Source organism: uncultured Cetobacterium sp. (assembly GCF_947038635.1).
Taxonomy (GTDB): domain Bacteria; phylum Fusobacteriota; class Fusobacteriia; order Fusobacteriales; family Fusobacteriaceae; genus Cetobacterium_A.
The window spans coordinates 1-11,746 of the sequence record NZ_CAMQXC010000067.1 but is presented as its reverse complement, the minus strand read 5'-3'; the positions used below and the strand labels follow the sequence as shown (position 1 = coordinate 11,746).

The 11,746-nt window shown below is 26.2% G+C and carries 14 protein-coding genes and 1 pseudogene; 4 read left to right on the top strand and 11 right to left on the bottom strand.

Translation table 11 applies throughout. The features are described from left to right. Window positions 1-277: 277 nt before the first annotated feature. The 3 genes from Q0V08_RS07505 to Q0V08_RS07495 form a co-directional block, all read right to left on the bottom strand. Window positions 278-787 (bottom strand): hypothetical protein, encoded by a 510-nt coding sequence (locus tag Q0V08_RS07505; RefSeq protein WP_297433553.1) that lies wholly within the window; start codon window positions 785-787, stop codon window positions 278-280. 317 nt (window positions 788-1,104) lie between these two features. Then, a complete protein-coding gene (locus tag Q0V08_RS07500; protein ID WP_297433552.1) occupies window positions 1,105-1,626 on the bottom strand; it encodes a nitroreductase family protein in 522 nt (173 codons plus the stop codon). 20 nt (window positions 1,627-1,646) lie between these two features. Beyond that, the gene (locus tag Q0V08_RS07495) at window positions 1,647-2,756 is read right to left on the bottom strand and encodes an NADH:flavin oxidoreductase (protein WP_297433550.1); all 1,110 of its coding nucleotides are present in this window, start codon (window positions 2,754-2,756) and stop codon (window positions 1,647-1,649) included. 235 nt (window positions 2,757-2,991) lie between these two features. Here Q0V08_RS07495 and Q0V08_RS07490 point away from each other — a divergent pair, with 235 nt between their 5' ends. Both Q0V08_RS07490 and Q0V08_RS07485 read left to right on the top strand, forming a co-directional pair. Further along, window positions 2,992-3,327, top strand: coding sequence for a helix-turn-helix domain-containing protein (locus Q0V08_RS07490; protein WP_297433548.1), 336 nt, complete (start codon window positions 2,992-2,994; stop codon window positions 3,325-3,327). 546 nt (window positions 3,328-3,873) lie between these two features. Continuing rightward, the gene (locus Q0V08_RS07485) at window positions 3,874-4,251 is read left to right on the top strand and encodes a GNAT family N-acetyltransferase (RefSeq protein ID WP_297433546.1); all 378 of its coding nucleotides are present in this window, start codon (window positions 3,874-3,876) and stop codon (window positions 4,249-4,251) included. 105 nt (window positions 4,252-4,356) lie between these two features. On the opposite strand, the pseudogene Q0V08_RS07480 reads toward Q0V08_RS07485, so the two are convergent. From Q0V08_RS07480 to Q0V08_RS07450, 7 genes and pseudogenes are all read right to left on the bottom strand, one after another. Then, a pseudogene (locus Q0V08_RS07480) lies at window positions 4,357-4,581 on the bottom strand (Fic family protein); the annotation flags it as partial. A 23-nt stretch (window positions 4,582-4,604) separates the two neighbouring features. Continuing rightward, window positions 4,605-5,075, bottom strand: coding sequence for a GNAT family protein (locus tag Q0V08_RS07475; RefSeq protein ID WP_297433544.1), 471 nt, complete (start codon window positions 5,073-5,075; stop codon window positions 4,605-4,607). 38 nt (window positions 5,076-5,113) lie between these two features. After that, the gene (locus Q0V08_RS07470) at window positions 5,114-5,800 is read right to left on the bottom strand and encodes a 5'-methylthioadenosine/adenosylhomocysteine nucleosidase (RefSeq protein WP_297433542.1); all 687 of its coding nucleotides are present in this window, start codon (window positions 5,798-5,800) and stop codon (window positions 5,114-5,116) included. Between the two features lie 2 nt (window positions 5,801-5,802). After that, the gene (locus Q0V08_RS07465) at window positions 5,803-6,270 is read right to left on the bottom strand and encodes a GNAT family N-acetyltransferase (protein WP_297433540.1); all 468 of its coding nucleotides are present in this window, start codon (window positions 6,268-6,270) and stop codon (window positions 5,803-5,805) included. A 34-nt stretch (window positions 6,271-6,304) separates the two neighbouring features. Further along, window positions 6,305-6,628, bottom strand: a complete 324-nt coding sequence (locus tag Q0V08_RS07460) for a hypothetical protein (RefSeq protein ID WP_297433538.1) — start codon at window positions 6,626-6,628, stop codon at window positions 6,305-6,307. 117 nt (window positions 6,629-6,745) lie between these two features. Further along, the gene (locus Q0V08_RS07455) at window positions 6,746-7,573 is read right to left on the bottom strand and encodes a Fic family protein (protein WP_297433536.1); all 828 of its coding nucleotides are present in this window, start codon (window positions 7,571-7,573) and stop codon (window positions 6,746-6,748) included. Window positions 7,574-7,731: 158 nt separating this feature from the next. Next, the gene (locus Q0V08_RS07450) at window positions 7,732-8,511 is read right to left on the bottom strand and encodes a hypothetical protein (RefSeq protein WP_297433535.1); all 780 of its coding nucleotides are present in this window, start codon (window positions 8,509-8,511) and stop codon (window positions 7,732-7,734) included. A 206-nt stretch (window positions 8,512-8,717) separates the two neighbouring features. Between Q0V08_RS07450 and Q0V08_RS11520 the strand changes: the two genes are divergently transcribed. Further along, a complete protein-coding gene (locus tag Q0V08_RS11520) occupies window positions 8,718-8,870 on the top strand; it encodes a ribbon-helix-helix protein, CopG family (RefSeq protein ID WP_366099782.1) in 153 nt (50 codons plus the stop codon). A gap of 101 nt (window positions 8,871-8,971) precedes the next feature. Further along, window positions 8,972-9,292, top strand: coding sequence for a hypothetical protein (locus tag Q0V08_RS07445; RefSeq protein WP_297433533.1), 321 nt, complete (start codon window positions 8,972-8,974; stop codon window positions 9,290-9,292). A gap of 227 nt (window positions 9,293-9,519) precedes the next feature. On the opposite strand, the gene Q0V08_RS07440 is transcribed toward Q0V08_RS07445, so the two are convergent. Then, on the bottom strand, window positions 9,520-11,331 hold the full coding sequence (locus Q0V08_RS07440) for a RepB family plasmid replication initiator protein (RefSeq protein ID WP_297433531.1): 1,812 nt from the start codon (window positions 11,329-11,331) through the stop codon (window positions 9,520-9,522). Window positions 11,332-11,746 lie beyond the last annotated feature (415 nt).

The window sequence follows — 11,746 nt, the reverse complement described above, 5'->3', positions numbered from 1 at the left end:
TTTTACAAAAATAAATTTTTTAAAAGATAGCTCTTATAGAAAAAGATTAAGTACTTCTAAGAGTATTATTTTTCTATTTTTAATCAAAAATAGAAGGACTGAACCTACCCATGCCTAAAGGCAGGGGGTTCTAAAATAACAAATATTCTCATTTCTCTCGAAAGATGAAATGCACTATATTTTTTCTTTTAGACTTTCACTATCAATTGTTCTATTGAACAAATTAACGATAGTATTACGCCCGATTCAAGACGTTTTTATTTTAATTTTTTTAACTTTATATACCTATACTACTTAAATTTTTATTACCTACTAGTCTTTTTATCTCTTCATTGTGTAGCTTTAAAAAATTCCTATATGTTTCTTTGCATCTATTTTTATCTACTGATTTTAAATCTTCACTCACGTTCATGATTAAAAATGCTGAATACATATCTCTTTGTACTTTATTTCCTTCTATCATACTCCATCTGGCACTTAATTTTTTCTTTTTATAACTATCTTCTATATGATTATACTGACTGGCTTTTACACTCCATGTATCTATTTTTTTTAAAGTCAAATTTACTGTCAAAAGTTTTCTTTCTAAGATATTCAAAAACATACTTGGAGCTTTATTTCCTAACGATTTTCCAAATCTTTTTTTTCTTTTAAACTTCCCTTGTTCATTTGTTTCACTCTTTTTTGCTCTTCTTTGTAGTCCTGAAAAATTCATTTTTTCCACATAAAAATCATCCCCTAAAGAGATTACTTCGTTAGCTAATTTTTCATGCTGATATTTTCTCACATCTGCTTGTTTTCTATATAGCTCCTTCAATTTTTTCTGAAGTGTTATATATCTATTGGATTTAATCCAAAGAACCCTTTTGTTTCCTTGTTTTCTTATTGTCCTATTAAGATTAAAGTTATCTTCATTAGTAGCTCTGAATAGATAGAGACCTAAAAAAAGTATAAGTATTGGTGAGATTAGTGGAACTCTACTAAACTATTAAGTATATATCAGAATCGAAACTACCTGTTAAACGTGATTAAATATACCTGACATAGGTCAGATATCACCTACGAAGCCTTATCTTTAAGGGTAGTTCACTATATATTTATTATTTATATTAACTCTTCCCAATTGTAGTTTTCACAATAAACTTTTGTCTCATCATATCTATCTACAAATTTATTTTCCTCATTGGAATATCCAAAAGCTACTACACCAAAAGGAATTATATGTTCTGGTAGGTTAAAATATCTCTTCATTTTATTCACTCTTTCCATTTCAGGATAAAAACCAAGCCAAACTCCTCCTAATCCCTCCTCTACAATTTGTAGCAACATATTTTGAATAGCTGCACTTAAATCTTGCTCTAACCACATACTATCTTTTTCTACTAACTTTGTATTTCCTAAAACAACTATAGAAACTTTTGATTTCCCAGCAGGAGTAGCATGAGGACTCATTTTTGAAATATCATCTTTTTTCTCTTCACTTTCAACAACAATAAACTCCCAAGGTTTAAAATTATGTGCTGACGGCGCTTGCATTGCAGCTCTTAAAACTCTTTCTATTTTTTCGCATTCAATATCTTTATCTAAAAAATTTCTAATACTTCTTCTATAAAAAATTGGATTCATATCTCCTCCATATTACTTAATTATTTTTTCAAATTAAAAATACATCTCTTTCCTGGTGTAAAATAACACTTATTACACGATACACATTTTGGCTTTTTTAAATCTCCTGACATCCAAATATTTACTAAATTTGGTTCACAAGTTAATGGTCTAGACATTGAAAAGTATTCCACTTTACTAGTATTTAAAATCTCTTCCATTACATCTATGTGTCTATTTCCACCTATTAAAATTATTGGAGTATCAACCATTTCAGCTAATTTTTCAGCATAATCTTTAAAATACGATTCATTAGCTTTAGAAACTACAACTTTTGTTCTAGCAGCTCCTAAATTATTTTCTGATACCTCTTTTATAGATTCGTTTCCTCCAGTAACCTCTATTGCATCAATTCCTAACTCAGAAAGTTTTTTAGCAACATACATACTATCCTCTTCTGTAAGTCCACCCTCTTTAACGTAATCAGCAGAGTTTAATTTTATCCAAATTGGAAAATCTTTTCCCACTGCTTCTCTCATAGCTGTAAAAATTTCAAATATAATCCTTCCTCTATTTTCAATGCTACCACCATATTCATCATCTCTTTTATTGTAATAAGGAGATAAAAATTGACTAAGAAGATATCCGTGTCCACTATGAATTTCCACTCCATCAAATCCTGACTTTTTAACTCTTAATGCTGCATCAGCATAAGCTTTAACTAAATATTTTATCTCATCCTTTGTGATCTCTTTAGCCCAAGTTCCTGTATTCTCATTTTGCATAGTTGAAGGTCCCCAAATAACTCTTTCTCCAACATTAAATGTTGTCATAAATCCACCATAAACAATTTGCATTATTATGTTAGCTCCATACTCATGAATTTTATTTGTAAAATTCTGATATTCAGGTATAAAGCTATCATCATATATCCCCATCATTCCAGGGTTTGGTTGCTCATCTTTAGTAATAAAAGCATATCCTGTAATAAGAGTTCCAGCTCCTCCTTGAGCTAACTCTTCATAAATAGCTGAAAGCTCTGGAGTTAAGTGTCCCTTTTCATCTGCTAAATCCTCCCACAGTGCTCCCCTTATTATTCTATTTTTCATTTCCAAACTACCTAATTTTGTTTTATCAAAAATACTTTTCATGATAAATCTCCTTTAAACTTTTATTTTATAACGAGATTATATTTCATTGTAATTTCTTTAACAAGTACGCACTTTTTTGTAAGACTACTTACTTTTTTGTAAGAATTTAAATATAACTGGCTTTTCTGCACAATAAAATGTTTTATAATATTAAAAATATTTTATTATTTGATATTAATGATTTAGATGTTAAAATATAAATACTAAAATTTTTTTGAAATTAAAAGGAGATAAAATGTTAAGTTATAAAGATAAAAACTACTTTTGTCAATTGGATTTAGGTTTAGAATTTATTCGTGGAAAATGGAAAGCATTAATTATTTGTCATTTGAAAGATGAACCTGTTAGATTTTTAGAACTTCAAAGAAGAATTCATGGAATTACTCAGAAAATATTAAACGAACAACTTAAAGCTTTAGAAGAGGAAAAAATTGTAGAAAGAATAGTTTATCCAGAGGTACCACCTAGAGTTGAATATAAACTTACAGAAAAGGGATTAGCTCTTTTACCAGCTTTAGAAATGATTGAACAATGGGCTGAAAAATACTTAGAATCATGCTCTATTAAATAAGTTAAAACTAAAGTATTTCAAAAGCAATGCATTTTTATATTCGCCATACTCTAGCCATAGAAATAATATATATTTATATTATTAAAAGTGGAAAGGAAAGCATAATGACAGAATATATTAACTACTGCTATAAAGCATTAAAATTACTAATAAAAAATTCTTAATAAACTAAAACAAAAAAGAGTACAGATGCGATAGAAAGAACCTGGGGGGCATCTTTAAATCCAACTTACTCTTTTTTGAATTAATGTGAGTACCGTTATGGTATCTGCCTTAATTATATTTTAAAATTTTACTTTTTTATTTTTTTATACACAAAATGTTCAATTTATTACATGTATTTTGAAATAATTTACATAAATTTATTTTAATTAAATCCTATTATTCTTATTTAGCAAACGGTGGAAAATATACAATTAAAATCATAAAAAATGATATAATAACAATAATATCTTGAAAAATAGGAGCGAATTTATGATAAAAAAAATAAACAATAACAAAAAATTTTGCTTAGATTTATTGCTTCTTGGGGATGAACAAGAATCTATGATTGACAAATATCTAAATCGTGGAGAGATGTTTGCTTTATTTGATAACGATACTTTGAAAACTGTATGTGTTGTAACTGATGAAGGACAAGGAATCTGTGAATTGAAAAATATTGCAACTTATCCACAATTTCAAGGTCAAGGTTATGGCAAAGAAGTTGTTAACTTTCTTTTAGAATATTATAAAAATAAATATCATACAATGATAGTAGGAACTGGAGATGCCCCTACTACCATTAACTTCTACAAGAGATGTGGTTTCAAAGAATCTCATAGAATAAAGAATTTTTTTATTGATAACTATGACCATTTAATTTTTGAAGAAGGAAATCAACTTATCGATATGATATATTTCTCAAAAAAATTGAGCAGGTAATTTAATCTACCTGCTTTATTAAAACTAAATATTGTTATTACAAAGAAAGATATAACGATCTAGCTTATCAGAAATAAAATCAAAATTTTCTCCCGTTGTATGAGCTTTATCTAAAGCAACATAATACTCTAATCTATTTACATTTTTTATAACTATTGGTGGGTATCCATTTTTCATTAACTCCAGATTTAAAAGTAATCTTGAAGTTCTTCCGTTTCCATCAATAAATGGATGTATTCCTACAAGTATAATATGAACCATTGCAGCCATTTCTACTGGATGTAATTCTTGTGCTTTTGTATTATATCACTCTATTAATTCACTCATTTTTTTCATTAATTTCCCCCTTATATCTATATGAAATAATAAATCATCTTAAAGAAAATATCTTTTCCTGTTAAGGTATTTTTTATATAAATACTTTCAATTTTAAATCCATTTTTTAGATAACATTTTATAGCTCTTCTATTAAAAGAACGAACCTCTAATATAATTTTTGTAATATCCGGATATTTAATTTTACTTTGATTTTTAATTGCATTCATCAGCTCATTTCCTAGACCTTTTCCACATAAAGATGGATTTAAAGCTAAACTCACCAAAATACAATCTCCTGTATTATGAAGTCTAAAGTTACCGATTAAAATATTTGAAGTATTATATAAACCAAAATATTCTATTTCTCTTACATCATCAATTGTAATAGCCCATTTTTGTTCACACATCTTATCCCAAGAAGGATAATTATAAACGGAATATTTTCCTATATATTTCCAAAGACTAATCTCCTTAGCTTCAACTTTTGAAAGATTTTTTATAATCATAGGCTGCTCACTTCCTTTATAAGGATATATTATTTAAGTTAAGATTTCAACAAATTCAACTCTTTTAACATTTCAAGCATTAGTATTGTTATATTTTTAGAAGCCATTTCTATAATTTTGTCATTTAAGTTTGTTGAAGTTGATGCATTATCTGAAATACTTCGGATTACTATAAAATCAACATTATTTATAAATGCAACATGTGCTATGGCTGCTCCTTCCATCTCAACACAATGTGGTTTAAAATCTTTAATAATTCTTTCTTTTATTTTAGGGTCAGTTACAAATGACTCACCTGTTGCAATTTTTCCAACATGATATTTTTTCCCAATAAGATTAGCACTTTTAATAGCTACATTTCTTAAAAAATCAGATGCTTTAAAAGTCTCCTGATAAGGAAATCTTCCAATCATTTGTGATTTTCTTACATCATAATGAACTAATTCTTTTGAAATAATTAAATCGTAAAGAAATACATCATTTTTCATACTTCCTGCTACTCCCAAATTTATAAGATAATCTATTCCAAAATGACTTATTAATATTTGAGTACAACTTGCTGAATTAACTTTCCCAACATCACAAATAGCTATTACAATTTCTAATTTATCATATTGAGCCTCAAAAAATTTAAATCCTGCTAAATTTATTTCTGATTTTACTGAAAGATTACTTTTTACTCCTTCTATCTCTAAAGCCAGTGCACTTATTATTCCAATTTTCATAATCAATCTCCTTTTAGAGTTAAAATCATTAGTATTTCTTTATAAATCTTTCCATCACTTTCATATTCGAAATATTTTTCTTTTATAAACCCAACTTTTTCATATAACTTAAGCGGAACAAAATTATTAACTTCAACACTTGTATAAAGATTTTGATTATTATATTTATTTTTAAAAAATTTTATAAACTCCCTTAAAGCCTTTTTTCCAATTCCTTGATTTTGATAATTATAATCAATCATAAATCTACTCATAGACCATCCATCAATACTTAAATCAAAATCATATAAAATGAAACCCACCATCGTATCATTATTATAAATACCTAAAGAATAGAAATCATCTTCATATGCTGTTTGTACTAAAGATAATAAATTAGATGAAATATATTTTTCTTGCTCTAAAGTTAACTTTAAATTAATACATTCTTTATAATTATTTTTATCAATTTTTTTTAGATATATATTCATGTTAGTCCCCCATTAGAATTATTCTCTCTGTTAATTAAAATTTTTTTACAATATAAAGCCCGTGATTACTATATCCTAATAAAGATTCATCTTCACATGAAGCTAAATGATAACCTTTAAATATCTCAAACTCTTTTTCTGAAAAACTATTAACTTTCTCACTAAATAACCTACCTATACCATCAGTAGCGATGTTCGAGACTTTTTCAAACCCAATTTTATCAACAAACTCCTCAATCTCTTTTGGAGTAAAATAATTTGATTCAACCCAAAAGTTATCCTCATCCTCTGATTTCATTACTCCGTTAACAAGAGTTTTTTCTATAAAACTTTCTTTTAAGTAGTTATTGTTTAGCATGGCATTTGCTAATATATAATGCTTATTTATATAGGCTATTGCTAAAATTCCAGTCTTACTATATTATAAAAATAGAGATAAGTTAATCACTACCTATCTCTACTTCCATTTCTATCTCTACTTAAAAATTTGAATTTTCTCTAATTCAATATCTCTTTTGTACAAAAGTTTTAAAAAGAATTGCTCTAAATATGAAAAATTTGGAGATATTCTCTTGGGAATATTGCTATAATTTGAAGCCACAAGTGCATTTCTAAAATATACTGAATTCTCTTTAAAAAGATCATTGTTCACATCATACCCCATACTCAAAAGATATTTTTGAATAAACACTGCAACTGTTCTTGTATTTCCTTCTACAAATGGATGAATTTGCCAAATTGCCGATGTAAATTTAACCAAATTTTTTATTTGTTTTTCTAAACTCATCTCAGCATAATTTTTCCCACTTTCATTTTCAAAATCATATTTTAAAAACTCATCAATTGTTGTATATTCACCATAAATAACAGTATCACCGTTTAATATTGGTTCTTTTTTAGAAATATTGTACCTTCTATACTCTCCAATACTATTATCCCTTTCATCCAATAAAAGTTCTGAAAAAAGCTTTCTGTGAATACTTTTAAGTTGAATAGGACTAAATACAAAAGTTCTATCCTCTAACATTTTAGCAATTCTAGTAGATACTAGATCACATTCCATCTCAGAATAATTGATAGAGTCTTTAGACTGCTTATTATAATAATTTTTTAACTCTTTTTCTATCTCATCAAAGGTTTTTCGTCCCTCTATAGAATCTTTAGTTAACTCAATTAAATATTTTGATGGATTTAATCCATCTACTTCATTTAAACCAATACCAACTTCCCAATTTTCTATTCTTTTTTCAACTGGAATATCATATTCTTTTAAAATTTCATACTCTATATTTTTTAAAGTCACTCTATCTCTCCTTCCATAATTTTTATTAAAACATAAAATTATTTTCTACTTTAAATTAAATTTTAAATATATTTTTTATTTTTAATATATTATAACATAAATTTTAATAGATTATGATTATCAATTTTCAAAAGTTATTTTAATTAATTATTATTTTTTCAAAAGTTTAATTCAGAAATATTTATATAAAAATTAGAAACAGGACTAGAAGTCGGTAAAAATTCCTCTGACATTTTTTCAAAAGCTTTTATAGCCTTTAATCCCCCATGTTTTTCTACAGCAGGAATAATAATTTCATTTAAATAATTTTTTACTTCTTTAAAAGTTTTTTCAATCCGTTTTTTTAAAACTAAATTTTTAGAAATAATTATCTCAATTCTCTTAATAGAATTTTCAAAATTTTCATGAGCCATTTTTTCTATTTTTCTATCTTGTTCTATTAAGGTTCTATATTCTATTATTATATTAGCTAATTCCTGCTTATGCTTTACTAAAATTAACCAGGGATTTGTTGAATTTGATAAGTTATCTACTTCTTTTAGCCAGAGTTCTAAAATATTTGACCAAAAGCACTGATTAAATTCAAGTAAACTATTTTGAAATTTTTTCCGTTCACATTTTTTTTCAAGATAAAGCATAACAATCCATCCCCTATCTGTAAGAGTATAAGAAAGAGAATTATTTCCATGTAGACATCTTTGCTCTTTTTTTAAAAGGTCTGATTCTATTAAATTTTTAGTAAATGTTTTAATCTGTGATGCAGTAAAATATCCTTGATATTTTTTTATTGTAGTTCCTGACATGATAATCCAAACATCTAAAGTGTTATTAATAGTTTCTTTAACTAACTTTTTCTTAGAAAGATAATACACGTTTTGTAAAAAGATTGCCTCATTGATTCCAATTTCTTTTGCTAAATCTTCATGAAAATAATGCATGAATCCCTCCCTTAAAATTAATAGATGATAATTATTAATTATTATATACAACTAAAAATATATAAAATCAAATTTATTTTAAAGAATGTCCTGGTTAAGAAAATAGTGTAATACAAAACTATATATTCTATTGACTTCCAATATTTTGAAGAGTATACTGTATTAACAAAAGCAAGTTCTTAAATAAAATATTTTAGGGGGTAATATTGAAAAACAAAAATAATAATCATTTTAAACCTATTATAAGTATTAGAATATCAAGATTTCTCTTAACAAAAATTGATGAACTAGCTAAAGAAAAAAAGAAAACAAGATCGTCCCTAATTAACGATATGATAAAATCATATACAGACCGATAACATTAAAAAAAGATAAATTTTTTTACCAAAATATTTATAGGGTCATTTCTAATATCCCCGTATTAGATCCCCTTAATATAAAAAAATGGAGGTCGATATTTATGTCTATGACAGTGATTGGAGCAAAAATAGCAATTGAGGGTGTTATCGCTAAAACAGAAAAAAGCATCGAAAGAGAAGTTGCATACTTAAAAGAGTTAGCCGATGATAAAGCTGCATTTTCTTACATTGAACAATTACAAAACGATGGTGAACCATTACCAACTGGAAATCCGTACGGATCTTTTTCTGAATGGAAAGATCAAATTGAAAAAGAAATTAAAATATCTCAAAATTCTTTAGATAGAATTGAGATAGAAAAAGCTGAACTTATGGCATTTAATTACTTCATGTTAAATGCACCTGATGATCCAGAGGCTTAATCATGTGGGCAAATAACACAAAAGTATACAAATTAATTTATGCAGTTTTTAATTTACTTGGTACACTTTTGGCAGTTAATAATACCCATACACTTTATACTAAAGTAAGTTCCTATAAACAAAAAGAAGAGATAACATATCCTAAGCCAAGGATAATTAATCACTCTCAAATAGAATTCGTAAGTAACAAAAAAGAGAAACCTTAGTTTCTCTTTTTTATTTAAATATTATTTTAAATTTTTTGCAATAGATTTATTTATCTCATCTAATGATAACTCTTTTAAAATAAATTTCCCTGTTAACTCTAATAAAATATTTTTCTTAATCTCAAATACTTTTTCTTTAGAAAGATTTAATCCAATCTCATATATCATAATACTCTCGTCTATGTATTGATTAAATTTTACAATATCTGTTAAAATACTATTAGCCTTACTGCTTTCCTCTAATCTAGGTTCAGGCTCATTATGAATAACTTCTGCTTCTGCTATATGTTCAAATTTATTATTAGAATATAAAGAATACGTATCAATATACTCATAAATTATCTTGTTTTTTCCTCTTTCAAAAGCTAACTTCTGAATTTTAGTTTCCTGTCCACACTTTTGAATATACTCAATATAAGATTTATTCTCTATCTCTTTTTTCTCTTCTAAACTTAAACTATTAAAATATTTTTCAGCTTTATCATAATTTTTAACGTTTTCTTCAGGTATAGAGTAAATAGGTTTACTTTCTTCTGTAGATGCTTTAGCTTTTACTTTTAACTCTTCAATAACTATATCTGCAGCCCAATTATTTTCCAATGTTTTAAGAAAATATGCTCTTGGACTTGTTAAATTCTTTTGATTTTTCAAATAGATTGCTGCCGCTTTTACCTTTTCATATCCATATTTTTGAATACTATCAAAAACTGTTTTAGGAATTGATTTTAATCCTTGAGCTTTTTTAGGTAAGATATTTACTATCTCTTCAACCATCTCTTTAGTTACAATTGAAGTTGGTGTCTCAGCTTCTATATTTTTTTCAGTGTAACTTATAGCTAAAGTATTATATATATTCTTTAATTCATTGTTATCCTCTTCAAACCTCTCTTGTTTTAAAGAGTTGTGATTTTCACTAAAGAAAACTTCTACATCAGCCTCTAACCATGTAGTCTCTTTTATAAATTTAAAATCCTTAATCAAATCCTTTTGTTTTAACTCATTAAATGATTTTTCTAAAGTTTTAATAGTTGTTGGCAAACTTTTTTTCTCATATTTCAAAGGTATTTTTTTTATTAAAGCAAAAATTGACTCTTTTACATAAAGATTTTCAAATCTTATTTTTTCAAGTAACATGTAAAGAGTTCTTGCTACTCCAGAATGAATGCCTAATAATATCTCTGAATCATAAACTAAATAACCTCTTTTAACTATATTTCGATAGAAGTGATCTGATATCTTTATACAGAAAACCTCTTTGACTCTTTTATCGTTAACTCTTTTTTTCAAATCACTATTTTTAGTATCTGTCAATGACAATGAACTAAATGTTAATATTGGAGTGTTTATTTTTTCTTTTATTATTGTTGTCAGTTCATTTGAATATAAAGTATTCTTAAAATAATATATTGTATCAGATAATCTAAACAACGCTTTTTTTATATCTGTTATGTAACTATTCGAAGTCATTTTTGCAGCGTCTTTTATCTCACCTGCAGTTACATAAAACTCCTGCTGCATCCCCTTATCCTTCATAATTTTCATAAGAGCTATAAATATTTTTTCTTCCCCTTCTCCAGGTATCAATTCTCCTTGAGGAGGTTTTACTATTATAAAAGTATCTCTATTCTTATTAAAATAATAAGTTGTAACCTCATTCTTCTTTCTTTTAGCATTTTTACTAAAAATAGGGAACTGAACAATATTCATATCCATACGAATTAAACTTTTATTTTTAACTATCTCTTCAGGGACATAAACATCCTCTTCAAGATAACTCGTTTCACCTGTAACCTCACTCTCTATCTCTAAAAAATCTTTATCTTTTTTAAACACGGAAAAAACCCCCATCAGTTTTTTATACAAATCAACAATGAATATCTAGATATTTTGAGAAAAAAATATCATATATCATTTATATAAATCTATAATATCATATATTTTTTGAAAAAAACACTATTTTTTTTATAATATTATCATATATCATTTATATTTTAGGCATAATTTTAAAGTGTTCATTGTTGATTTATAAAGTATTCACTGTTGATTTATAATATATTCATTGTTGATTTATAAAGTATTCATAGGTGATTTATAAAGTATTCATAGGTGATTTATAGTTTTTTTGAAAAGAAAAATATGCTTTTAACTCTTTAAAATCAAATGATTTCACTGTTTTTTTGAACGTTTTTTTTTGTACATAACAATATAACAATATAAACAAAGAAACAACTATAACAATATAGAGAGG